Raw genomic sequence first — 21,261 nt, forward strand, 5'->3', positions numbered from 1 at the left:
GGCCAGACGGTCAATGTGGTGCAAAAGCAGGACGACGGGCGCTTCTATGTCGAGACGTCCAAGGGCACCCGCTTGCTCACCCGCACCATCTTCATCGCGGCCGGCGTCGGCGCCTTCGAGCCCAAGCAGCTGAGAGTCGACGGCCTTGCGAAGTACGACGGCACCCAGCTGTCGTACCGCGTGCGCAACCCGGCCGACTTCGCCGGCAAGAACCTGCTGGTGGTGGGCGGCGGCGACTCCGCGCTGGACTGGGCGCTGAACTTCTGCGCCGGCAATGCCGACGGCAACCCGCACAAAGCCGAAAGCGTGATCCTGGTGCACCGCCGCGACGGCTTTCGCGCCGCGCCGGCTTCGGTGGCCAAGATGCACGAGCTGTGCGAGGCGATGGAGATGCAGTTCGTGGTCGGCCAGGTGACCGGCATCGACGAAAAGGACGGCAAGCTGGTGGGCGCCAAGGTCACAGGCAGCGACGGCGTCACGCGCGTGGTGCCGACTGACGCCCTGCTGGTGTTCTTCGGCCTGTCGCCCAAGCTGGGGCCGATCGCCGAGTGGGGCCTGGACATCGAGCGCAAGCAGCTGAAGGTGGACACCGAGAAGTTCTCCACCAGCGTGCCCGGCATCTTCGCGGTGGGCGACATCAACACCTACCCGGGCAAGAAGAAGCTGATCCTGTCGGGCTTCCACGAATGCGCGCTGGCCGCGTTCGGGGCGGCCACCATCGTCTTCCCCGAAAAGGGCAAGATCCACCTGCAGTACACCACCACCAGCCCGAAGCTGCACAAGGTGCTGGGCGTGGAAACGCCGGTTTTCGACTGAGAACTCCGTCATCCCGCGCAGGCGGTGACCCAGGAAATGCCCGCCGACCGCGGGCATTTTCCGTTTCCCTTTTGCAAGCCCCGGGCTTGCCACCTCCGCGGCAACGACGGCAAGGCAGCTAGAATCCGCCTCGGCTCACGAGAGCCAATCGCTAGGGGTGTTGTTGCCGACCGGCAGCGACTGAGAAAGTCCCTTTGAACCTGATTGAGGTAATCCTCGCGCAGGGAAGCAGCCATCGCAGCCAAGCTCATTCCGGAGCTGGGCCGCCGACGCCGCCTCCCCCGCGTCGTCCGGAGCAAGCACACGATGGCAATTTCTTCTTCCACCCTCGGCAACGAGGCACTGACGCCGGTTGCGCCCGACCAGCGCGCCTTCGGCTGGCGCGACCACGCGTCGCTCTGGTTCAGCCTGGGCGTGGGCCTGCTGGTGATGCAGGTCGGTGCCTACCTGGTGCCGGCCCTGGGCACGCGCGAAGCGCTGCTCGCCATCGTCTGTGGTTCCGTCATCGGCGCCGGGCTGCTGGCCTGGGTGGCCAAGCTCGGTTGCGACAGCGGCCTGGCCAGCGCCGGCCTGATGCACGCCGTCTACGGCAGCAGCTTCGCCCGCCTGCCGATCCTGCTGAACATCCTGCAGCTGGTCGGCTGGGGCACCTTCGAGATCGTGGTGATGCGCGACGCCACCGTGGCCATCGCGGGCCAGGCCAGCGGCGGCGGCTGGTGGCCCGTCGCCGCCACCTTGCTGTGGGGCGGGCTGCTGGCGCTGCTGGTGAGCGGCTCCATGGTGAAACTGGTGCGGCGGCTGATCTCGCGCGTCGCGCTGCCGCTGGTGGTGCTGTCGTTGCTGTGGCTCAGCTGGCAGTTCCTGTTGCTGGCCCAGGGGCAAGGCGGGGCGGCGCTGTGGAACCGCCAGGGCACCGGCGGCATGAGCGGCCTGTCGGCGCTCGACCTGGTGATCGCCATGCCGGTGTCGTGGCTGCCGCTGGTGGCCGACTACGCGCGGCACGGCTCCAGCGGCCGCGCCGCGCTGCGCGGCACCTGGCTCGGCTACGCGCTGGCCAACAGCTGGTGCTACGCGCTGGGCGTGCTGGTGGCGCTGACGCTGCCGAGCAAAGACTTGGTGACGGCGCTGCTGCTGGCACAAGGCGGGCTGCTGGCGCTGACGCTGATCCTCGTGGACGAGGCCGACAACGCGTACGGCGACGCCTACTCGGGTGCCGTCTCCGCCCACAGCATCCTGCCGCGATGGAGCATCCGCCGCTGGGGCCTGGTGATGGTGGCGCTGTGCACCGCCTTCGCGCTGCTGTTGCCGATCCACAGCCTGGAGCCGTTCCTGCTGCTGCTCAGCTCGGTGTTCGTGCCGCTGTTCGGGGTGATCCTGGGACGGCTGGCCTTCGGCACCGATGCGGTGGCGCTGCTGGCCGGCACGCGCCGTGCGCATGCGGTGCCGATCGCGATCTGGTTCACCGGCCTCGCCACCTACCATGCGTGCCGCGCCTGGGCGCCGGACTTCGGCGCGGCGCTGCCCGCGCTGGCCCTGAGCTTCGCCCTGGCCTGGGCCACGCGGCCGCGCGCCGCGCGCCAGGAGCCTTAGCCCGGAAAGCGCCGGCTGGCCACCGGCGCGTGGCCGTGGTCCAGCGGACCGTGGCCGCCACCGGTGCGCACGCCGGCGCCCGACGTCATCGCGGCGCGCACGAAGGCTGCCGCCTGCCGCACGGCGGCCTCCAGCGGCTGGCCCAGCGCCAGTCCGCAGGCGATCGCCGACGACAGCGTGCAGCCGGTGCCGTGCGTGTTGATGGTGGCGATGCGGCCGGCGCGCAGCGCCTCGAAGCGCGCGGGCGGACCGGCCTGCGCCAGCACGTCGACGATGTCGTCGCCTTCGAGGTGGCCGCCCTTGACCAGCACCGCGCGCGCGCCCAGCGCCAGCAGGTCCGCCGCCGCGATCTCCAGCTGCGCGGCCTGCGTCACGGGACGCCCGAGCAACAGGCTCAGTTCGTCCAGGTTCGGCGTGACCAGCGCCGCGCGCGGGAACAGCTGCCGCACCAGCACCTGCACCGTCTCCTGCGCGATCAGACGGTCACCGCTGGTGGCCACCATCACCGGATCGAGCACCACGTTGGGCAGCCGGTAGGTGTCGATCGCCCACGCCACCACCTCGACGATCTCGGCCGCGTGCAGCATGCCGATCTTGACGGCGTCGACGCCGATGTCCTCGATCACCGCTTGCAGCTGCGCCTTGAGGAAGGCCGGCGGGACCGGGTGGATCCCGCTGACGCCGCGCGTGTTCTGCGCCGTCAGCGCGGTGATCGCCGTCATGCCGTAGCAGCCGAGAGCCGCGAAGGTCTTCAGGTCGGCCTGGATGCCGGCGCCACCGCCGCTGTCGGAGCCGGCGATGGAGAGCACCCGGGCGTAGCGCTGGTTGCTCATTGGCCTACCCTCCGCGCTGCGCGCTGCCGGATTCGCCTTGGGGCGGCCCGGCGGCTCATTGGCCTACCCTCCGCGCTGCGCGCTGCGGGATTCGCCTTGGGGCGGCCCGGCGGCTCATGGAATGCCCATCTGCGCGTGGAAAACCCGGGCCGCGGCGCCGGGATCGTCGGCCGCGCACAAGGCGCTGACCACCGCCAGCCCGTCGGCGCCCGCCTCCAGCACCGCACGCGCATTGCCCGGGTGGATGCCGCCGATGGCCACCAGCGGCAGTGCGGTCGCGGCCCGTACCTGCCGCAGCCCGTCCAGCCCCCAAGGCGCCTTGGTGTCGGTTTTGGTCGGCGTGGCGAACACCGGGCTGACACCCAGGTAGTCGAGCGGCAGCGACGCGCTGCGCGCCACATCGTCCAACGTCTGCACCGACCAGCCGATGAAGACGTGCGGCGGCAGCAGCCGCCGTGCCTGCTCCGGCGCCATGTCGCCCTGGCCCAGGTGCACCCCGTCGGCGCCGCATGCCAGCGCCACCTCGACCCGGTCGTTGATCACCAGCGGCACGGCCAGCGGCGCCAGCAGGCTCTTGAGGACCAGTGCCTGCGCCAGGAACTCACGCGTGCCCAGCTGCTTGTCACGCAGCTGCACGCAGCCGGCGCCGCCCTGCACCGCGGCCGCCACCACGTCGGCCAGTGGCCGGCCGCGGCACAGGCCCTCGTCGGTCACGAGGTACAGCCGCAGTTGCCGGCGCAGGACCTCGGGCGCAGCCCTGGCTAGCACTGCTCGACCTCGAGCCGCAACCGGCGTTCGAATTGCGATGGCTCCAGCAACTGCAGCGCATCGAGCAGCAGCGCCTGCATGCTGCCCACGCCCTGGCCCGCGGCGGCCGCGCGCTCGGCCGCGATCTCGCCGGCCACCCCGAGCAAGGCCATCGCCGACGTGGTGGCGCGCCAGGCATCGGGCTGAATCGCACAGAAGGCGCCGACCAGCGCGGTGGCCGAGCAGCCGATGCCGGTGATGCGCGTCATCCAGGCATGGCCGTTGGACAAGCGGCTCCAGCGGCCATGCGCATCCACCACGTGGTCGGTGGCGCCGCTGACGCAGACCACGCCTCGCGTGCGCTCCACCAGCGCGCGGGCGGCGCCCAGTGCGTCGGCGGCGCCGGCGCTGCTGTCGACGCCGCGGGTGCGGATCGCGGCGCCGGCCGCGCTCATGATTTCCGAGCCGTTGCCGCGGATCACCGTCGGCGCGGCCGCATCCAGCAGCTGCTCGATGGCCTGGTTGCGGTACGGCGTGGCGCCGGCGCCGACCGGGTCGAGTACGGTCGGGATGCCGCGCTTGGTGGCCGCGCGCAGCGCGAGGTCCATGCTCTGGATCCAGTAGGCGTCGAGCGTGCCGATGTTGACCACCAGCGACTGCGCGATGCCGACCATGTCGGCCACTTCCTCGTGCGCATGCGCCATCACCGGCGAGGCGCCGGCGGCCAGCAGCACGTTGGCATTGAGGTTGATCACCACCAGGTTGGTGATGCTGTGCACGAGCGGCGCGCGCTCGCGCACGGCGGCGATGTCGGCCCAAAGGTCGGAGCAAGTCAGCATGGCGGCCACGGAAAGGGTCCTCGTCGTCGATTGCGACCGGGGCGTCCAGCGGAAAGGCCAGGCTGTTGACGCTTCCCTACGCTGGCATGACCCAGATCAGGTTCCAAGAGTGTTTCTCAGTCCGCCGGACCAGCCGGCGGACACCTCTAGCAACAGCCATTATGGCCGCGAACAAAGCCCAGGCTGAACCGACCGTGAAAGGCGGGCTGGCGCGCTTGGGCCATGTGTCGCACGAAGGCCGGCACGCCGGCGCCGCGACAACTCCACCAAGAATTCGCCCAGACAGTTCGGCCAGACCGACCTGTCTTCCGGCGCGCCGCGAGCGGTCCGTGTGACTTTCACGGCCGAGCTGTGAGAAGCCGGAAAAAATGACGCTATAATTCGAGGCTTGTTCCTCGATAGCTCAGTCGGTAGAGCGCCGGACTGTTAATCCGTAGGTCCCTGGTTCGAGCCCAGGTCGAGGAGCCACCCAACAAGTGGCTTAAGTGCTTGATTTCAAAGGCCTTCTTCGGAAGGCCTTTGTCTTTTCCGCCTCCAGCAGCGGGGTTGATAGCTCGCCTGATAGTTCCAGGACGTGCACTCGGCTGCGCAGGACTGCACCCGCGAGGCGGTTTACGGCTTCGTCTCCCAACCACAAGGAACGAAGCCAGTGAACAAGACCCACCCATCCAAAACCACCGCCCCGCCGACGCAAGGGCGCGGCGAGCGCCTTCAAGCACGGCTTCCAAACCGATGCTGCCGCCGACGACTGGCAGGGAACTGCTCGTGCATGCTAGGAATGCCGCCCGTCCGGCGCTTGGCGGCCCGAGCCTGCACGCTGGCCGAGATGTTGTGGCACTACGCCCACATCGCCACGAGCGACTATGCGGACACCGGATCGCCGAAGCAGCTTGCGTACCCAAAGCTCACACGCGCCGGCGGAACGTTCAACCCTGCGGGCTCTCAGCCATGGGCGCGCAGTATTTCTGCAACTCTTCGGGCAGGCCACTCGGGCACACCCCGCACCCGCGGTTCCCCGGCACTGCGTAGTCGATGAACTTCGGATACGGCAGGTTCAACGTCGCCATGATCTGCTGGAACTGCGCCAGGCTCTTGCCGGCGCCGAGACGCGGGTTTCGGGTCTTCTCCTGGGCGATCGAGGACACATGCCTGCCCGTGTAGTCGTGTGCGGGATACACCAGCGTCTCGTCGGCCAAGGCAAAAAGCTTTTGCGTCACGCTGCGATAGAGCGCATCCGAGTCGCCGTTCTGGAAGTCCGTGCGGCCGCAGCCGTCGATCAGCAGCGCGTCTCCAGTGAACACCCGCCCGCCCAGGACATAGGCAAAGTGCCCGTCCGTGTGCCCCGGCGTGTGCAGGCCCTCTATGCAGATGGAGCCGACCTGCAGGGGCCGGCCCTCCTCCATGCCGAAGTCGGTGCAGGCAAGCCGGTCGAAGGCGGGGGCGGCAATCCTGCTTGCCGTGCGCTTCTTCAGCTCGAGCGCCGCAGTGATGTGGTCGGCGTGGATGTGGGTGTCCAGCGTGTACGCCAGGCGCAGGCCGAGGCCCTGCAACACCTGCAGGTCCCGGTCTATGGAGTTCACGACGGGATCGATCAGGATCGCCTCGCCGGTATCGGGGCAGCCGAGTACGTAGGTGTAGGTGCTGGAGACGGGTTCGAGAAGCTGTCGAAAGATCATGCATTGCTCCGGGCAGGGATGGGTTTCAGGGACCAGGACGAGGACGCTTGGGCGCCGGCACCAGCGCGCCGGCGGCTTCGTGCAGGCTCAGGAAGGGCTTGTGGGCCAGGTTCTGCGGCAGGTTCGTTTGCGCGAGCCTGTCCATGACGCGGCCGCGGACCTTCGCGAGATGCAGTTCGATGCCGCGCTCGTGCAGGTCTCGGTGCAGACGCTGAAGAGCCTCCACGGCCGTGAGGCCGACGCGGCTGACCGAGGACAGGTCCAGCCTGATCGCGAGGACTGCGCCACCGACACCGTCTTGGATGAGGTAGGCCATGTCGGGAACCAGCAGCATGGCTTTGGGCCCGACTTGAAGTCGTAGTCGAGCACGGGATCGACCACGGCAGCGTCCTTGCTGCCGTGGTCCGATACCACGTAGGAAACCGTCCAAGTAGAACGGTCGAAGAAGGCTTGGGTGGTGATGCGACTGGTCATAGCGTTCCCCCGTTTTCGCTCTATTGCACGATATTCTATCGACATCTATAATATGGTCAAGTGAGGCACCGAGAGGACCAGATGAGGGAAGACCCAAGCGATCTCGTGATCGACCCGGAACGGCTGCGCTGCGCAGCCGAGACCGCGGTCGCTTCGCTCAAGCTGCTGGCCAATCCGGAGCGGCTGCTGCTGCTGTGCCAGCTGTCCCAGGGCGAGTTCAGCGTCGGCGAGCTCCAGGAGCAGCTGGACATCCACCAGCCGACCCTGTCACAGCAGCTTGGCGTGCTGCGCAGCCAAGGCGTGGTGGCTACTCGCCGCGAAGGCAAGAACATCTACTACAGCGTGGCCGATCCCAACCTGCTGGAAATCCTGGTGGTCCTGTACCGCCTCTACTGTCCCGAGGAGCCGCAATGACCCTCCCCCTGAATCAGGATGGCTCACCCGTTGCCCATCCACGGTGGTCATTTCGAAGTGCTCAGCCGGGACGGCCGTCCGCCGCTCCCGCGGGATGCCGGCCTTCGCGACGCCGTGTTCGTGCAGCAGCCGGTGCAACTGCTGGTGCGGTTCATGCAGCCCTCGGGACGATCCCCGTTCACAGACCACTGCCAGATCCTCGAACACGAGGGCGCCAAAATGATGGGTCGACTCACCACGGTGTGACCAGGCCCAACCGCTCATCCATCCTCATCTGGAGTTACCCATGACCATCGACTGGAACGCTTTCACCCCGTGGGCCTCGCTCGCTGGCGGCGTGATCATCGGCATCTCCGCAGCCATGTTCGTGCTGCTCAACGGCCGCATAGCCGGCATCAGCGGCGTGATCGGTGGATTGCTGAAACCCGTCCGAGGCGACCTCTCCTGGCGCGTTGCATTCATTCTGGGCCTGGTTGGCGCGCCGCTGCTCTATGCGCTGTTCACCGAACTGCCGCGTCCGCAGATCGACGCGGGGTACGCAGGCCTCGTCGTGGCCGGCCTGCTGGTCGGGGTCGGTACCCGCTTGGGGTCCGGCTGCACCAGCGGCCACGGCGTGTGCGGCATTTCGCGCCTGTCGCCGCGCTCGCTCGTCGCCACGGCCACTTTCATGGCGGCCGGATTCGCCACTGTCTACGTCGTGCGCCACCTGATCGGCGCCTGAGGAGCATCCATGCCTACTTTCTTTGCCTTGCTCGCCGGCGCCGTGTTCGGCATCGGCCTCATCCTCTCCGGCATGGCGGATCCCGCCAAGGTGCTGGGCTTTCTCGACCTTGCCGGCACCTGGGATCCCTCCCTCGCCTTCGTGATGGGCGGCGCCATCCTGGTGGGCGCCTTTGCTTTCACCTTCGCCCGCAAGCGCACGGTCTCGCTGCTCGGCCTGCAGATGCGCATGCCCACCGCCACCCAGGTGGACCGGCGGCTCGTGGGTGGCGGGCTGTTGTTCGGCATCGGCTGGGGCATCGCCGGGTTCTGCCCGGGGCCGGCGCTGGTGGCGCTGGGCATGGGTGAGCAAAAGGCCGTGGTCTTCGTGGCCGCCATGCTGGCTGGCATGGGCCTGTTCGAGCTCTGGGAGCGGCGGATCGCCGCGCGCACCGCCAACGCCTGACGCGCCGGCCCGCACAGCGGCACGCCGTTACCGACGGCCCACGTCAGGTGCATCGCAACCTGTGCTGGGTCCATGGATGCCGCTCTCCACACGGGGGCCCAGCTCCCGCAAGCTGCGCGGACCGGATTCCTCCTCGGCTTGAGCCTTGAAGGCTTCTTTGACGGCATCCTGCTGCACCCAGGTGCTGCAGTGGCAGCACCTCTTGAACAATGTGCAAGCCGCGGCGCTGCAGGACATCCGCGCCCAGATGCCGGCCGACGGGTTGTTCCACGTGCGCGTCTATGCGCAGCGTGACCACCGGTGCTTCCCTTGATTGCTGAGCACGGAGAACACCTGGCGCACCAGATTGCTTGGAGCCGTGCAGCGAGGCGAACCGTTTCACTCCTTGCTGAAGATGCCGCACTACCATCCCGCCGTCGAAGAGATGCTGCAGTCCGCCCTCCAGGAGGCGGTACGGCAGATCCAATCCGTGTCCGAGCTGTGATCCACATGTCAGAACGCATCACGCCGATCCGCATCGTCCGGCACGCACCGACGGCCTTTGCCGTGAAGCGCGCAGAAACAACGCCGCCAACCTCATGAAGCAGCCCGCCTGTCGAGGGCGCATCGTTGGTCAACGCCCAGGCCGTGCCGGTCGTGCTCGCCGCGCCGAGGCGGCCGGCGATGCACTCACGCTCGTCTGCGCCGGTACCTTGTCGCGCACCGGCCAGTCTGCGCCCGTCCGGTTGACGGTGCGGGACCAGTCTGCCGTTCTGGCGCTCGCCCGCAGGCAGGCGGCCGGTTGGTGCGACATCCGGTCCTGAGCCGCTGGGCAACGTCCTGTTGCGCGGGCCCCCGCCCGGCGGCGCCGCGTCTACCATCGTTGTTGCAGCTCTCACTTCGAAGGACCATCGCATGTACGGACACCACATCGAAATCGCCGGCCCGTTCGACCGGGCTCTTGAGCGCGTGCAGGCCGCACTGAAGGCAGAAGGCTTCGGCGTCCTGAGTGACATCGACATCCAGCAGGCCATGAAGGAGAAGCTGGGAAAGGACATGCCTGCCTACCGCATCCTCGGCGCCTGTAACCCACCGCTGGCGCACCAGGCGCTGCAGGCCGATCCCGAAATCGGGCTGCTGCTTCCGTGCAACGTCACTGTGCGGCAAGCGGACGGCGACCGCGTCGTCGTTGGTTTCCTGGATCCGACAATCATGGTGCAGCTGACGAACAATGCGGCCGTCGGGGCTGTGGCGAATGATGCGGGGGTGCGTTTGCTGCGGGTGCGCAGAGCGCTCGAAGAAGGCACCTGACTATGGCTGCGTTTTCGCCGGCCAGGAAGAAGCACTGCAGTGGTTGGGCAGCGGAGCTGGCGCGACGGGGACAGCCCCGGGGCGCCGCCGCGCTCCCGCCGGGCGACTGCGGTCAGGGGCTGGCGACCGCGTCCTTGCGGCGGATGATGGTGGCGCGGCGCTCGTCTTCCTTGTGCGCGTAGCCGCGCTCCTGGTTGCGCCAGGTTCCCAGCCACAGCATGTTCATGGAGATGGCGTCGTGGTCGGCGGGCGAGAACGCGCGCTCATAGGTGGTGACGACGCCGCGGTAGGCGTTCGACGGGTTCTCCAGCGCCCTCTTCAGGCCGGCCGCGCTCAGGTCGTTCTTGGAGTCGAACATCGCGCGCAGCAGCAGGTGGACCGCGTCGTAAGTCTGCGCGGCCGACATCATCGAGCCGATCGGGCTTTCCTTGCTGATCTTGGCGTAGTTGCGCAAGAAGCTGCTGTTGCGCTCCAGGAAGACGTTCGGCAGCACGGTCTGCACCATCAGCGCGCCTTCCACCTTGCCGTTGGAGACGGTGAAGGCCGACGAATGCGACAGGCCCCAGGGGCCGAACTGCGGCACCTTCCAGCCTACGTTGGCGCGGCTGGCGGAGATCACGCCCTCTTCCGGGCCCACCGTCCAGCCGATCAGGGCGTCGGCGCCGGAAGCTTTGAGCTGCTTGAGTTCCTCGTCCAGCGTCTGCGCGCCGACCTTGAAGCGCAGCACGGCCCGAGGCTTGAGCTTGACGCCGGCCAGGGCAGCTTCCAGATCCTGCAGGCCCAGGTCGCCATAGCCGCTGGTGTCCACCAGCAGGGCCACCTTGCTCAGGCCGCGCCTGACGATCTCGTCCACCAGGAACTTGCTTTGCAGGTCGTCACGGGCGGAGGTGCGGAAGATGTAGCTCTCGGCGGTCGGGTACTTCGCCGTGATGGCGGTGCCGGTGGCGCAAGTCACCATCAGGATGTGCTTGTTCTGCTGGTAGACGTCCAGCGCCTTCATCGCCACGCCGCTGTTGCAGTAACCGATGGTCGCGGTGACCTTTTCCTTGAGCACCAGGTCCTGCGCGGCCTGCAGGCCGACGTCGGGGGTGGCCTTGTCGTCGCGGATCACCAGTTGCAGCGGCCGCCCCAGGTAACCACCCACCTGGTTGATCTCCGTCACTGCCACCTCGGCCCCGATGCGGGCGCTGTTGCCCATGTCGCCGGAGCCGCCCGTCAGGGGAAAGACCAGGCCGATGCGGATCGGGTTGGCCGCGGCCGGCACCTGCGCGGCCACCGGGAGGGACATGGCCATCGAGGCGGCCAGGAAGACTAGAGCCGGGATGTTCATGCGGTCCTCTGCAACGGATGAGTCGAGAAGGCCCCATCATCCGCCCCTAGGGCGTAGCCCTACAGAGGGTTTTCCATGAAACACTAAGTTACAAACGGGCCCGCAGCCGACCGGGACTCAATCGTCCGATGTGTTAACGATCGCGCCATACAAGGCGGATTTCCATTTGCCGGAAAACTGGGTTGTTGATGCTTTCAGCCGCATCGGCCGCATCCTGGGCCGATCCCGGGCGGGCTCGGGCCGCAGAGGCGAGGTAAGGCACGACGCTTTGCGCGCCCAGCCCCCAGCGGTGCCCTGCCGGTGGCAGGCTGAAATGGTTGGCGGGTTGCGTGCGGTCGGTCACGGCATCGGGCAATGTGCACTGGAGTGTGGCACAAGCCGCTGTCGCCCGCATCTCCAGCCATGCGCCGGAGGCGGGGCCGGCGCCGCTTCAGGCGCCGGTGAGGAGCAGCGCGAAACCGGTCCAGGCCAGCAGCGACATCCCGCCCGTCAGCCACCAGCCGATCTCGGTCAGCCCGTCGGCTGGATCCAGGTCGGCCAGGGGAAACTCCGCGGAAAGGATGGCGGTCTCGACCTGGTCATGGCGGGGATCGTTGCGCATTGTCTGCTCCTTGGCGGCTCGCCCATGGTCGTGCCCCCGCTGCGGCCAGGGTGTGGGAAAACGCCTCGCGCTGCGTAGTCGGCCCTCCGACGCCGCGCCGGTCCTCGCCGGTACTACAAATGAGTTAGGAATCAGCCTGCAGGCTGGTGCGACGGATGCGCTCGTGTGGCAAGCTGAGCCGACCGGCACGCAAGGACTCCGAGATGGCCAGCAAGATAGTCACCCTTCCCGTCCCGCTGCTGGCGCCGGGCACGGAGCGGCGCGGGGCCGAGCGCATCCCGGCGCAGATGCCGATCTGCGTCGAGGGCAGTGAAGGGGTCACCAGCGACCTGAGCGCCACCGGCGTTTCGTTCCTGGCCGACAAGCCTTATGAAATCGGCGCGACGGTGGAAATGGTGATCGAGTACCTGCTGGATGGACACCAGTATCCGCTGCACTGCCAGGCCGAAGTGGTGCGGGTGCGTCCCGCCCCCGGCGGGTACGCCATCGGCGCGCGGCTGACCGCGCAGTCGGGAGAAATGCTGGATGGCCGGCGCCCGCCCGGGCCGGCGCAAGGCTAGGAGTCCAGCCGGCGGCCCCGACCCTGCAGCTGCGGGTCGGGCAGTGGCACCGCCTCGGTCACCTCCTCACCGGAGAAGAAGGGCGCCAGCAGGCGGGCGCCGACGCCGATGCGCGCGCCCTGCTCCTCCACCCGCACGACCTTGGCTTCGCACACCATCTGGTGCGTCTTGCCGTACAGGTGGAATTCGAGCGTGAAGTTCACCAGCGCGCCGAGCTGCTGCGGCACGTCGGTCTCGAAGTAGATGCCATGCTCGCTGATGTTGAAGGCGCGGCCCTGCACGCCGTCGATCCGCACCGGCAAGGCGGTGTCGAAGCGCGGCGCCTCCCGCTGGTCAGCCGCCCTCGCCAGTCCAAGTGTGCCGATGTTCTGCATTGAAATCCTGTGGCCCGGCCAGCCTAGCGGATGCGCCGGGCCCCCTTGTAGGCGCGGTCGTGCCCAGCTTGTGGGACAAGACTCACCCGAGCGGGGCCGCGCATTCCGGAGGGACAATGGCGCAGCCCCCCTCCACCCTGCCCGTACCGAATGCACCTGCCCTGGCTCGAACCCGGCGATCCCTTTCCCGACCCCGCCCTGGCCTGGAACGACCGGCAACCGGCTCCCGGCCTGCTGGCCGCGGGCGGCGCCCTGGACGTCGCCACGCTGGAGCGGGCCTACGCGGGCGGCATCTTTCCATGGTTCAGCGAGGGCCAGCCCATCCTGTGGTGGAGCACCGACCCGCGCATGGTGCTGTTCACCGATGAATTCCGCCTGCACCGCTCGCTGCGCAAGACGCTCGCGCGCTTCGCCGGCGATGCCCGCTGCGAGGTGCGCTTCGACACCAGCTTCGACGCGGTGATCACTGCCTGCGCCAGCAGCGACCGGCCCGGCCAGTCCGGCACCTGGATCGTGCCGCCCATGGTGCAGGCCTACCGCGCCTTCCACCGCGCCGGCTTCGCCCACAGCGTGGAAACCTGGATCGACGGCGAACTCGCGGGCGGCCTGTACTGCGTGAACATCGGCCACGCGGTGTTCGGCGAGTCGATGTTCACGCGGGTGCCGGACGCCTCCAAGATCGCGCTGGCGGCGCTCGTGGCATGGTGCCGCAACCAAGGCGTGCCGATGGTCGACTGCCAGCAGAACACGCGCCACCTCGCCTCCCTGGGCGCGCGCGAGATCGCGCGGCGGCAATTCGTGGAACAAGTCGCGCGCCAGGTGGCGCGCCCGCCTGTGCGCTGGCAGTTCGACCCCGTATACTGGAATTCACTCCTGTCGCACCCCACACCCGCGTGACGCACCTCAAGGACCTACCGCTCCAGACGCTGCAGTTCTATGCAACGGCGCCGTACCCTTGTAGCTACCTGCCCGGCAGGCAGGCGCGCTCCCAGGTGGCCACGCCCAGCCACCTGATCCACAACGACGCCTACTCCGACCTGGTGACCGGCGGCTTTCGCCGCAGCGGCATGTTCACGTACCGGCCCTACTGCGACGGCTGCCGCGCCTGCGTGCCCTTGCGCGTGCTGGTGGAGGGCTTCCAGCCGGCGCGCAGCCAGCGGCGCGCATGGGCGCGCCACGGCAACCTGCAGGCCCGCGTTCTCAAGCTGTGCTTCGTGCCCGAGCACTACCATTTGTACCTGCGCTACCAGACCGGCCGCCACGCGGGCGGCGGCATGGACCACGACAGCATCGACCAGTACACCCAATTCCTGCTGCAAAGCCGCGTCAACTCGCGATTGGTGGAATTTCGCGAGACCTTGCCGGACGGCAGCGCGGGCGCGCTGCGCATGGTGTCCATCCTCGACGTGCTCAACGACGGCATCTCCGCCGTCTACACCTTCTACGAGCCGCAGCCGGAGACCAGTTACGGCACCTACGGCGTGCTGTGGCAGATCGACCAGGCCCGCAAGCTGCAGCTGCCCCACGTCTACCTGGGCTACTGGATCGGCGAAAGCCCGAAGATGAACTACAAGGCGCGCTTCCATCCGCACGAGGTGCTGCACGAAGGCGAGTGGCTGCCGGGCGATGCTCGCGGCGCCTGACCCGGGCGGCCGCGCCCACGGGCGGATTTCACAAGATAAAATATGGGCGGAGGCTCGCCCATGCGCAAGAAAGATCCCTCGGCTCCGGCCACCCCCACTATCCAGGTCATCGAGCGCATGTTCGCGCTGATCGACGTGCTGGCATCGCGCGAGGACGCCTGCTCACTCAAGGAGATCAGCGAGAAGACCGGCCTGCATCCGTCCACCACCCACCGGATCCTGAACGACCTGGCCACCGGGCGCTTCGTCGACCGCCCGCAGGCGGGCAGCTACCGCCTGGGCATGCGGCTGCTGGAACTGGGCAACCTGGTCAAGGCCCGGCTCAACGTGCGCGATGCCGCCTTGCTGCCCATGCGCGAGCTGCACAAGCAGATCCAGCAGCCGGTGAACCTGAGCGTGCGCCAGGGCGACGAGATCGTGTACGTCGAGCGGGCCTATAGCGAGCGCTCCGGCATGCAGGTGGTGCGCGCCATCGGCGGGCGAGCGCCGCTGCACCTGACGTCCACCGGCAAGCTGTTCCTGGCGGCCGACGATGCCCCGCGCGTGCGCGCCTACGCCACCCGCACCGGCCTGGCCGGCCACACCAAGAACAGCATCACGCAGCTGCCGGTGCTGGAGCGCGAACTGGCCAAGGCCCGCCAGCACGGCATGGCGCGCGACAACGAGGAGCTGGAGCTGGGCGTGCGCTGCATGGCCGCCGGCATCTACGACGACCAGGCGCGGCTGGTGGCGGGGCTGTCGATTTCGGCGCCGGCCGACCGGCTCGACGACAGCTGGCTGGTCAGGCTGCAGGCCACCGCCAACGAAATCTCGGCCGCGCTGGGTCACAAGGCGCCGCCGACGCAGCGGTTGGCGGCATGAGCCGAGGCCATGAAAAAAGACCCCGACAAGGGGCCTTTTTCATTGGAGCGCGAGGCTGTCAGCCGCTGACCTGACGGATCACCGTGTTGCCGGTCCCCGGGATCCCCGTCGGCAACGCGGCCGGCACGTGGGTCTCGACCCATTTGCGCACACGCTCGGCGTCGCCGATGCGGCTGAGCTTGCCGGCCGAATCCAGGAACACCATGATCAGCTTGCGGCCCGACACCTTGGCCTGCATCACCAGACACTGGCCGGCTTCCGAGATGTAGCCGGTCTTTTGCAGGCCGATCTCCCACTCGGGGTGCTTGACCAGGCGGTTGGTGTTGCGGTACTGAAGCGTACGGTTTCCGACGGCGACCTCGTAGCCGTGCGAAGTGGACAGCTCGCGCAGCATCGAATCGTTGTAGGCTGCGCTGACCAGGCGCGCCAGGTCTTTGGCGCTGGACTGGTTGCGGCTGGACAGGCCGGTCGGCTCGACGTACTTCGTGTCGCGCATGCCCAGCAGCTTGGCGCGCACGTTCATCGCTTCGACGAAGGCATTCATGCCGCCCGGGTAGGTGCGGCCCAGCGCGTGCGCCGCGCGGTTTTCGCTCGACATCAGCGACAGGTGCATCAACTCGCCGCGGGTGAGCGTGGTGCCGACCTTCAGGCGCGAGCTGCTGCCCTTTTCCGTGTCGACGTCGTCCTGGGTGATGGTGACGGCTTCATCCATCGGCAATCGGCCTTCGCTGACGATCAGGCCGGTCATGAGCTTGGTGAGCGAGGCGATCGGCAGCACGGCCGAATCGTTCTTGCTCAGAAGGACTTCGCTGGTGTCCTGGTCGATCACCAGTGCCACGCTGGACTTGAGGTCGAGGTCGTCGGTAGTGGCATTCAGGCCGGCGATGTGCCCGAACGACAGCCGCGGCGGCGCGACGGCGCGGACCACCGTGTTGCGGCGCGACTTGGCCACGAAAGACTTGCTGACGCGCGCCTTCTTGACCACGGTGGGCTGCGCCTTCTTGGCGACCCGCCGGCCTTCACCTGCCGCGGATGCTGCGGGGGCCAAGGAAATGGCGAGGAGGGCCACTGCAATGGTGTGTGCGAAGCGTTTCAAGATTCGGTCACTCCTGGTCGACGTCCCGGCGCGTAGGAAATTGCTGGCACGCACCGATGCGACAGAGTGTACTTCGGCAATGTACCTCGCGCGGCAAAAGTTACACAAATCAAGGACTTAGAGCATCTACCTCATGCGTTTTGAAGCCGTGACATTTTGCTACCCCTGCGCGGCCACACGGTCAGCCTTGCTCTGCAGCTTGTTCAAGGCGCTGAGGTAGGCCTTGGCCGAAGCGACGACGATGTCGGGGTCGGCGCCGACGCCGTTGACCACCCGGCCGGCGTTCTGCAGCCGCACCGTCACCTCGCCCTGGCTCTCGGTGGAGCCGCTGATGGCGTTGACCGAATACAGCACCATCTCGGCGCCGCTCTTGACGTGGCTTTCGATCGCCTTGAGCGAGGCGTCCACCGGCCCGTTGCCGTCCGACTCGCCGCGCACTTCCTTGCCGTCGGCCGAAAACACCACCTCGGCATGCGGCCGCTCGCCGGTTTCGCTGTGTTGCCGCAACGAGACGAGCCGGTAGGTTTCCTGTTCGTGCGTTACAGCTTCGTCGCTGACCAGGGCCAGGATGTCCTCGTCGAAGATCTCGCTCTTGCGGTCGGCCAGTTCCTTGAACCCGGCGAACGCGGCATTGGTGTCGGCTTCGCTCTCGAGCTGCACGCCCAGTTCCTGCAGCCGGGCCTTGAAGGCGTTGCGGCCCGACAGCTTGCCCAGCACGATCTTGTTGGCGCTCCAGCCGACGTCCTGCGCCCGCATGATCTCGTAGGTGTCGCGCGCCTTGAGCACGCCGTCCTGGTGGATGCCGCTGGCGTGGGCGAAGGCATTGGCGCCCACCACCGCCTTGTTCGGCTGGACCACGAAGCCGGTGGTCTGGCTGACCATGCGGCTGGCCGCCACGATGTGCTTGGTGTCGATGTTCACGTCCAGCCCGAAGTAGTCGCGGCGGGTCTTCACCGCCATCACCACCTCTTCCAGCGAGCAGTTGCCGGCCCGCTCGCCCAGGCCGTTGATGGTGCACTCGACCTGGCGCGCGCCGCCGATCTTGACGCCGGCCAGCGAGTTGGCCACCGCCATGCCCAGGTCGTTGTGGCAGTGCACCGACCAGATCGCCTTGTCGGAGTTGGGCACCCGCTCCCTCAAGGTCCGGATGAACTCGCCATACAACTCGGGCACCGCATAGCCCACGGTGTCGGGCACGTTGATGGTGGTGGCGCCTTCGGCGATCACCGTCTCGAGCACGCGGCACAGGAAGTCGACGTCGCTGCGGTAGCCGTCCTCGGGCGAGAATTCGATGTCCCCGCACAGGTTGCGCGCGAACCGCACCGCCTGTTTCGCCTGCTCGTGCACCTGATCGGGCGTCATCCGCAGCTTCTTTTCCATGTGCAGCGGCGAGGTGGCGATGAAGGTGTGGATGCGGGCGCGGGCGGCGTCCTTGAGCGCTTCTGCGGCGCGAGAGATGTCGCGGTCGTTGGCGCGCGACAAGGCGCAGATGGTGGACTCCCGGATGGCGCGGGCGATGCCTTGCACCGCCTCGAAGTCGCCGTTGGAGCTGGCCGGAAAGCCGGCCTCGATCACGTCCACCTTCAGGCGCTCGAGCTGGCGCGCGATGCGCAGCTTCTCGTCCTTGGTCATGGAGGCGCCGGGCGACTGCTCGCCGTCGCGCAAGGTGGTGTCGAAGATGATCAGCTGGTCTGCCATGAGGACTCCTGTTGGCTGCCGGCGTGGATCGCACGCTGCAGGCCCGAGACGATCGCCTTGAGCGAGGCGGAAACGATGTTGGCGTCGGAGCCGACGCCAAACAGCGTCCGCTCGCCCACCCGCAGTTCCAGGTAGGCGACGGCCCTGGCGTCCGCCCCCGAGGCGACGGCATGCTCATGGTAGTCCAGCACGCGGATGGCCTGGCCGGTCACGCGGCTGAGCCCCTGCACGAAGGCGTCGATCGGGCCGTTGCCCTCGCCCTTGACGTCGACCGTGCGCTCGCCCAGCTGCACCTGCGCCGCCAGGCTGACCTTGCCGTCGGCGGCCGTCTCCAGCACCTGGTGCGAGACGGTCGCGCCACCCACGCGGTACTCGCGCTGGAACAGCTGCCACAGGTCTTGCGCGTTCAGTTCCTTGCCGGAGGCGTCCATCACGGCCTGCACCGCCTGGCTGAACTCGATCTGCAGCCGGCGCGGCAGCTCCAGCCCGTATTCGGTCTCGAGCAGGTAGGAGATCCCGCCCTTGCCCGACTGGCTGTTGACGCGGATCACCGCCTCGTAGCTGCGGCCCAGGTCCTTCGGGTCCAGCGGCAGGTAAGGCATGTCCCAGATGTCGTCCTCGCGCCGGGCCGAAAAGGCCTTCTTGATCGCGTCCTGGTGCGAGCCGGAAAACGAGGTGTAGACCAGGTCGCCCACGTACGGATGGCGCGGGTGCACCGGGATCTGGTTGCAGTGCTCGACCGTGCGCCTGATTTCGTCGATGTCGGAAAAGTCCAGGCCCGGGTGCACGCCCTGGCTGTACATGTTGAGCGCCACGTTGACGATGTCGAGGTTGCCGGTGCGCTCGCCGTTGCCGAACAGGCAGCCTTCGAGGCGGTCGGCGCCGGCCATCACGGCGAACTCGCCGGCCGCGGTGCCGGTGCCGCGGTCGTTGTGCGGATGCACCGACAGCACGATGGCGTCGCGCCGCTCCAGGTGGCGGTGCATCCACTCGATCATGTCGGCAAAGATGTTGGGTGTGGAATGCTCCACCGTCGACGGCAGGTTGACGATGCACTTGCGCTGCGGCGTCGGCGCCCAGACGGCGGTGACCGCGTCGACCACGCGCTTGGCGAAGGGCAGCTCGGTGCCGGAGAACATCTCGGGCGAGTACTGGAACACCCACTCGGTGCCGGGCTGCTGCGCCGCCAGCTCACTGAACAGCCGGGCCTGCGAGGTGGCCAGTTCGACGATGCCGTCCTCGTCCAGCCCCAGCACCACCTTGCGCATCACCGGCGCGGTGGCGTTGTACAGGTGGACGATGGCGCGACGGGCGCCTTGCAGGGACTCGAAGGTGCGGCGGATCAGCGGCTCGCGCGCCTGGGTCAGCACCTGGATGGTGACGTCGGCCGGGATCAGGTCTTCGTCGATCAGGCGGCGCAGGAAGTCGTACTCCACCTGCGATGCCGACGGGAAGCCGACCTCGATCTCCTTGAAGCCGATCGCCACCAGCTGCTGGAACATGCGCAGCTTGCGCGGGATGTCCATCGGCTCGATCAGGGCCTGGTTGCCGTCGCGCAGGTCGACGCTGCACCACACCGGCGGTTTGGTCAGCACGGCGTCCGGCCAGGTGCGGTCCTTCAGCGCCACCGGGGCGAAGGGGCGGTACTTGCTGGCGGGATTCTTCAACATCGGCATGGTGGATCTCGGTGGTGGTGATGGAAACCGGCAGCCCCAATGAAAAACGGCCCGCTGCAGGTGCAAACGGGCCGTCGACCGGGAAATGCGCGCGCGCTCTACCGTCTCCGCCCGTGGGGGGATAGCAGTAGGGCCAGCGCAATTCGGTTCATGGTGTCAATGTAGCACAGGTTTGCCAACCCTAGCGATGCAGGCCGCTTTCCTCGGGCTCATCCGTCGAGGTGCTGATCATGCTGGCGCGCTGGCCCTTGGCCTTGCGCCAGCCGTAGATGACGTAACCGGACAGCCCGTAAGCCACGAACAGCGAGAACATCACCACCGGCGGGTGGATGTTGATGACGGCGATGCCCAGCGCGATCAGCACGATGACCACGAACGGCACGCTTTTTTTCATCTGCACGTCCTTGAAGCTGTAGAACGGCACGTTGGTGACCATGGTCAGGCCGGCGAAGAGCGCCAGGCCGAACATGATCCAGGTGACGTCGTAGGGCTTGACCTCGTACTCGGTCATCAGCCAGATGAAGCCGGCGACCAGCGCGGCGGCCGCCGGCGACGGCAGGCCCTGGAAGTAGCGCTTGTCCACCACCGCGGTGTTGACGTTGAAGCGGGCCAGCCGCAGCGCGGCGCAGGCGCAGTAGACGAAAGCCGCGATCCAGCCCCAGCGGCCCAGGCCCTTGAGCGACCACTCGTAGGCGATCAGCGCCGGGGCGGCGCCGAAGGACACCATGTCGGAGAGCGAATCCATCTGCTCGCCGAAGGCGCTCTGGGTGTTGGTCATGCGGGCGATGCGGCCATCCAGGCTGTCCAGGACCATGGCGCAGAAGATGCCGATCGCCGCCAGGTCGAAGCGGCCGTTCATGGCCATCACCACCGCATAGAAGCCGCCGAACAGGGCTGCCAGCGTGAAGAGGTTGGGCAGGACGTAGATGCCCTTGCGACGCTTGCGCGGAACCATGCCCTGGGGCAGTTCGTCGGGTTGCGGGTCGTGTCCATCATGCATGGACTGGAGTGTAAGGGTTGCGGCGCGCAGCAAAAAGGCCGCCCGGGGGCGGCCTTTGCATGACGCGAAGCGTGTCAGTTGCGGGTCTGGTCGACCAGCTTGTTCTTCTTGATCCAGGGCATCATGGCGCGCAGCTGCTCGCCGACCACTTCGATCGAGTGCTCGCTGTTGAGGCGGCGGCGCGACTGCAGCGTGGGGGCGCCGGCGCGGTTCTCGATGATGAAGCTCTTGGCGTACTCGCCGGTCTGGATGTCCTTGAGGATCTGCTTCATCACCTTCTTGGTTTCGTCGGTGATGATGCGCGGGCCGGTCACGTACTCGCCGTACTCGGCGTTGTTCGAGATCGAGTAGTTCATGTTCGCGATGCCGCCTTCGTAGATCAGGTCCACGATCAGCTTGAGCTCGTGCAGGCACTCGAAGTACGCCATCTCGGGCGCGTAGCCGGCTTCCACCAGCGTCTCGTAGCCGGCCTTGATCAGTTCCACGGTGCCGCCGCACAGCACGGCCTGCTCGCCGAACAGGTCGGTCTCGGTCTCTTCGCGGAAGTTGGTCTCGATGATGCCGGCCTTGCCGCCACC

General features: G+C 67.6%; 25 protein-coding genes, 1 tRNA gene, 2 pseudogenes and 2 riboswitches. Of the genes and pseudogenes, 13 read left to right on the top strand and 15 right to left on the bottom strand.

Going from position 1 to position 21,261, the window contains the following annotated elements; translation table 11 throughout:
* On the top strand, positions 1-816 hold an 816-nt coding region (locus JWP65_RS08350; protein WP_299762649.1), incomplete at its 5' end, for an NAD(P)/FAD-dependent oxidoreductase.
* 143 nt (positions 817-959) lie between these two features.
* Positions 960-1,060: riboswitch (TPP riboswitch) on the top strand.
* 62 nt (positions 1,061-1,122) lie between these two features.
* Entirely contained in the window at positions 1,123-2,406 is a 1,284-nt protein-coding gene (locus JWP65_RS08355; protein ID WP_299762652.1) for a cytosine permease, read from the top strand.
* On the opposite strand, the gene thiD is transcribed toward JWP65_RS08355, so the two are convergent.
* The 3 genes from thiD to thiM all read right to left on the bottom strand — a co-directional run bounded on the left by thiD (position 2,403) and on the right by thiM (position 4,825).
* The gene (gene thiD / locus JWP65_RS08360) at positions 2,403-3,239 is read right to left on the bottom strand and encodes a bifunctional hydroxymethylpyrimidine kinase/phosphomethylpyrimidine kinase (RefSeq protein ID WP_299762654.1); all 837 of its coding nucleotides are present in this window, start codon (positions 3,237-3,239) and stop codon (positions 2,403-2,405) included. The genes JWP65_RS08355 and thiD overlap by 4 nt on opposite strands.
* 114 nt (positions 3,240-3,353) lie before the next feature.
* Positions 3,354-4,007: a thiamine phosphate synthase gene (gene thiE, locus JWP65_RS08365; protein ID WP_299762656.1), complete on the bottom strand. Its 654-nt coding sequence runs from the start codon at positions 4,005-4,007 to the stop codon at positions 3,354-3,356.
* Positions 4,001-4,825, bottom strand: coding sequence for a hydroxyethylthiazole kinase (gene thiM, locus JWP65_RS08370; RefSeq protein WP_299762659.1), 825 nt, complete (start codon positions 4,823-4,825; stop codon positions 4,001-4,003). The genes thiE and thiM overlap by 7 nt, the downstream gene beginning before the upstream one ends.
* A 56-nt stretch (positions 4,826-4,881) precedes the next feature.
* Positions 4,882-4,983: riboswitch (TPP riboswitch) on the bottom strand.
* 234 nt (positions 4,984-5,217) lie between these two features.
* Between thiM and JWP65_RS08375 the strand changes: the two genes are divergently transcribed.
* Positions 5,218-5,293 (top strand) — tRNA-Asn (locus JWP65_RS08375).
* A gap of 458 nt (positions 5,294-5,751) precedes the next feature.
* Here JWP65_RS08375 and JWP65_RS08380 read toward each other — a convergent pair.
* From JWP65_RS08380 to JWP65_RS08390, 3 genes and pseudogenes are all read right to left on the bottom strand, one after another.
* The gene (locus tag JWP65_RS08380) at positions 5,752-6,501 is read right to left on the bottom strand and encodes an MBL fold metallo-hydrolase (protein ID WP_299762662.1); all 750 of its coding nucleotides are present in this window, start codon (positions 6,499-6,501) and stop codon (positions 5,752-5,754) included.
* A 25-nt stretch (positions 6,502-6,526) separates the two neighbouring features.
* A complete protein-coding gene (locus tag JWP65_RS08385; RefSeq protein WP_299762665.1) occupies positions 6,527-6,817 on the bottom strand; it encodes a sodium-independent anion transporter in 291 nt (96 codons plus the stop codon).
* A 26-nt stretch (positions 6,818-6,843) separates the two neighbouring features.
* Positions 6,844-6,975 (bottom strand): annotated as a pseudogene (locus tag JWP65_RS08390) (MBL fold metallo-hydrolase); the annotation flags it as partial.
* An 81-nt stretch (positions 6,976-7,056) separates the two neighbouring features.
* Here JWP65_RS08390 and JWP65_RS08395 point away from each other — a divergent pair.
* From JWP65_RS08395 to JWP65_RS08420, 6 genes are all read left to right on the top strand, one after another.
* Complete coding sequence (locus JWP65_RS08395) at positions 7,057-7,389, top strand: metalloregulator ArsR/SmtB family transcription factor (protein ID WP_299762668.1); 333 nt, start codon at positions 7,057-7,059, stop codon at positions 7,387-7,389.
* Positions 7,390-7,419: 30 nt separating this feature from the next.
* A complete protein-coding gene (locus JWP65_RS08400; RefSeq protein WP_299762671.1) occupies positions 7,420-7,635 on the top strand; it encodes a multicopper oxidase domain-containing protein in 216 nt (71 codons plus the stop codon).
* Between the two features lie 40 nt (positions 7,636-7,675).
* The gene (locus JWP65_RS08405) at positions 7,676-8,110 is read left to right on the top strand and encodes a YeeE/YedE family protein (protein ID WP_299762674.1); all 435 of its coding nucleotides are present in this window, start codon (positions 7,676-7,678) and stop codon (positions 8,108-8,110) included.
* Positions 8,111-8,119: 9 nt separating this feature from the next.
* Positions 8,120-8,554: a DUF6691 family protein gene (locus JWP65_RS08410; protein WP_299762676.1), complete on the top strand. Its 435-nt coding sequence runs from the start codon at positions 8,120-8,122 to the stop codon at positions 8,552-8,554.
* A 145-nt stretch (positions 8,555-8,699) separates the two neighbouring features.
* The gene (locus JWP65_RS08415) at positions 8,700-8,867 is read left to right on the top strand and encodes a DUF2243 domain-containing protein (RefSeq protein WP_299762679.1); all 168 of its coding nucleotides are present in this window, start codon (positions 8,700-8,702) and stop codon (positions 8,865-8,867) included.
* Positions 8,868-9,448: 581 nt separating this feature from the next.
* Positions 9,449-9,844 (top strand): DUF302 domain-containing protein, encoded by a 396-nt coding sequence (locus JWP65_RS08420; protein WP_299762682.1) that lies wholly within the window; start codon positions 9,449-9,451, stop codon positions 9,842-9,844.
* A gap of 112 nt (positions 9,845-9,956) precedes the next feature.
* On the opposite strand, the gene JWP65_RS08425 is transcribed toward JWP65_RS08420, so the two are convergent.
* From JWP65_RS08425 to JWP65_RS08435, 3 genes are all read right to left on the bottom strand, one after another.
* Positions 9,957-11,174, bottom strand: coding sequence for an ABC transporter substrate-binding protein (locus tag JWP65_RS08425; RefSeq protein ID WP_299762685.1), 1,218 nt, complete (start codon positions 11,172-11,174; stop codon positions 9,957-9,959).
* A gap of 133 nt (positions 11,175-11,307) precedes the next feature.
* Positions 11,308-11,517, bottom strand: a complete 210-nt coding sequence (locus JWP65_RS08430) for a hypothetical protein (protein WP_299762687.1) — start codon at positions 11,515-11,517, stop codon at positions 11,308-11,310.
* An 87-nt stretch (positions 11,518-11,604) separates the two neighbouring features.
* Positions 11,605-11,775 carry a hypothetical protein gene (locus tag JWP65_RS08435; RefSeq protein WP_299762690.1) on the bottom strand — a complete coding sequence of 57 codons (171 nt, stop codon included), beginning with the start codon at positions 11,773-11,775 and terminating at the stop codon, positions 11,605-11,607.
* A 203-nt stretch (positions 11,776-11,978) separates the two neighbouring features.
* On the opposite strand from JWP65_RS08435, the gene JWP65_RS08440 reads away from it, so the two are divergent.
* On the top strand, positions 11,979-12,335 hold the full coding sequence (locus JWP65_RS08440) for a PilZ domain-containing protein (protein ID WP_299762693.1): 357 nt from the start codon (positions 11,979-11,981) through the stop codon (positions 12,333-12,335).
* Here the strand turns inward: JWP65_RS08440 and JWP65_RS08445 are convergent.
* Entirely contained in the window at positions 12,332-12,709 is a 378-nt protein-coding gene (locus tag JWP65_RS08445; protein WP_299762696.1) for a PilZ domain-containing protein, read from the bottom strand. The two genes, JWP65_RS08440 and JWP65_RS08445, sit on opposite strands and share 4 nt — an antisense overlap.
* A gap of 150 nt (positions 12,710-12,859) precedes the next feature.
* Here JWP65_RS08445 and aat point away from each other — a divergent pair, with 150 nt between their 5' ends.
* The 3 genes from aat to JWP65_RS08460 are packed head-to-tail and all read left to right on the top strand — an operon-like array spanning position 12,860 to position 15,213.
* Positions 12,860-13,606: a leucyl/phenylalanyl-tRNA--protein transferase gene (aat, locus tag JWP65_RS08450; RefSeq protein ID WP_299762699.1), complete on the top strand. Its 747-nt coding sequence runs from the start codon at positions 12,860-12,862 to the stop codon at positions 13,604-13,606.
* On the top strand, positions 13,603-14,352 hold the full coding sequence (locus tag JWP65_RS08455) for an arginyltransferase (RefSeq protein WP_299762702.1): 750 nt from the start codon (positions 13,603-13,605) through the stop codon (positions 14,350-14,352). The genes aat and JWP65_RS08455 overlap by 4 nt, the downstream gene beginning before the upstream one ends.
* Positions 14,353-14,412: 60 nt before the next feature.
* Complete coding sequence (locus JWP65_RS08460; RefSeq protein WP_299762704.1) at positions 14,413-15,213, top strand: IclR family transcriptional regulator; 801 nt, start codon at positions 14,413-14,415, stop codon at positions 15,211-15,213.
* 58 nt (positions 15,214-15,271) lie between these two features.
* Here JWP65_RS08460 and JWP65_RS08465 read toward each other — a convergent pair whose 3' ends face one another.
* From JWP65_RS08465 to JWP65_RS08485, 5 genes and pseudogenes are all read right to left on the bottom strand, one after another.
* Positions 15,272-16,309 carry a serine hydrolase gene (locus tag JWP65_RS08465; RefSeq protein WP_299762706.1) on the bottom strand — a complete coding sequence of 346 codons (1,038 nt, stop codon included), beginning with the start codon at positions 16,307-16,309 and terminating at the stop codon, positions 15,272-15,274.
* Between the two features lie 159 nt (positions 16,310-16,468).
* The gene (locus tag JWP65_RS08470) at positions 16,469-18,007 is read right to left on the bottom strand and encodes a 2-isopropylmalate synthase (RefSeq protein WP_299762708.1); all 1,539 of its coding nucleotides are present in this window, start codon (positions 18,005-18,007) and stop codon (positions 16,469-16,471) included.
* Entirely contained in the window at positions 17,992-19,677 is a 1,686-nt protein-coding gene (gene leuA, locus JWP65_RS08475) for a 2-isopropylmalate synthase (RefSeq protein ID WP_299762710.1), read from the bottom strand. Before leuA ends, JWP65_RS08470 begins: the two co-directional genes overlap by 16 nt.
* 187 nt (positions 19,678-19,864) lie before the next feature.
* On the bottom strand, positions 19,865-20,683 hold the full coding sequence (gene pssA / locus JWP65_RS08480; protein WP_299762713.1) for a CDP-diacylglycerol--serine O-phosphatidyltransferase: 819 nt from the start codon (positions 20,681-20,683) through the stop codon (positions 19,865-19,867).
* A 74-nt stretch (positions 20,684-20,757) separates the two neighbouring features.
* Positions 20,758-21,261, bottom strand: a pseudogene (locus tag JWP65_RS08485) (ketol-acid reductoisomerase); the annotation flags it as partial.

It is taken from the genome of Ramlibacter sp., from assembly GCF_028292805.1.
GTDB lineage: Bacteria > Pseudomonadota > Gammaproteobacteria > Burkholderiales > Burkholderiaceae_C > Ramlibacter.

Coding starts and splice junctions, on each gene's coding strand:
- JWP65_RS08355 (WP_299762652.1), top strand. CDS start 1,123: ATGGCAATTTCTTCTTCCACCCTCGGCAACGAGGCACTGACGCCGGTT.
- thiD (WP_299762654.1), bottom strand. CDS start 3,239: ATGAGCAACCAGCGCTACGCCCGGGTGCTCTCCATCGCCGGCTCCGAC.
- thiM (WP_299762659.1), bottom strand. CDS start 4,825: ATGCTGACTTGCTCCGACCTTTGGGCCGACATCGCCGCCGTGCGCGAG.
- JWP65_RS08380 (WP_299762662.1), bottom strand. CDS start 6,501: ATGATCTTTCGACAGCTTCTCGAACCCGTCTCCAGCACCTACACCTAC.
- JWP65_RS08385 (WP_299762665.1), bottom strand. CDS start 6,817: ATGGCCTACCTCATCCAAGACGGTGTCGGTGGCGCAGTCCTCGCGATC.
- JWP65_RS08395 (WP_299762668.1), top strand. CDS start 7,057: ATGAGGGAAGACCCAAGCGATCTCGTGATCGACCCGGAACGGCTGCGC.
- JWP65_RS08405 (WP_299762674.1), top strand. CDS start 7,676: ATGACCATCGACTGGAACGCTTTCACCCCGTGGGCCTCGCTCGCTGGC.
- JWP65_RS08410 (WP_299762676.1), top strand. CDS start 8,120: ATGCCTACTTTCTTTGCCTTGCTCGCCGGCGCCGTGTTCGGCATCGGC.
- JWP65_RS08420 (WP_299762682.1), top strand. CDS start 9,449: ATGTACGGACACCACATCGAAATCGCCGGCCCGTTCGACCGGGCTCTT.
- JWP65_RS08425 (WP_299762685.1), bottom strand. CDS start 11,174: ATGAACATCCCGGCTCTAGTCTTCCTGGCCGCCTCGATGGCCATGTCC.
- JWP65_RS08435 (WP_299762690.1), bottom strand. CDS start 11,775: ATGCGCAACGATCCCCGCCATGACCAGGTCGAGACCGCCATCCTTTCC.
- JWP65_RS08440 (WP_299762693.1), top strand. CDS start 11,979: ATGGCCAGCAAGATAGTCACCCTTCCCGTCCCGCTGCTGGCGCCGGGC.
- JWP65_RS08445 (WP_299762696.1), bottom strand. CDS start 12,709: ATGCAGAACATCGGCACACTTGGACTGGCGAGGGCGGCTGACCAGCGG.
- aat (WP_299762699.1), top strand. CDS start 12,860: ATGCACCTGCCCTGGCTCGAACCCGGCGATCCCTTTCCCGACCCCGCC.
- JWP65_RS08460 (WP_299762704.1), top strand. CDS start 14,413: ATGCGCAAGAAAGATCCCTCGGCTCCGGCCACCCCCACTATCCAGGTC.
- JWP65_RS08470 (WP_299762708.1), bottom strand. CDS start 18,007: ATGGCAGACCAGCTGATCATCTTCGACACCACCTTGCGCGACGGCGAG.
- leuA (WP_299762710.1), bottom strand. CDS start 19,677: ATGTTGAAGAATCCCGCCAGCAAGTACCGCCCCTTCGCCCCGGTGGCG.
- pssA (WP_299762713.1), bottom strand. CDS start 20,683: ATGCATGATGGACACGACCCGCAACCCGACGAACTGCCCCAGGGCATG.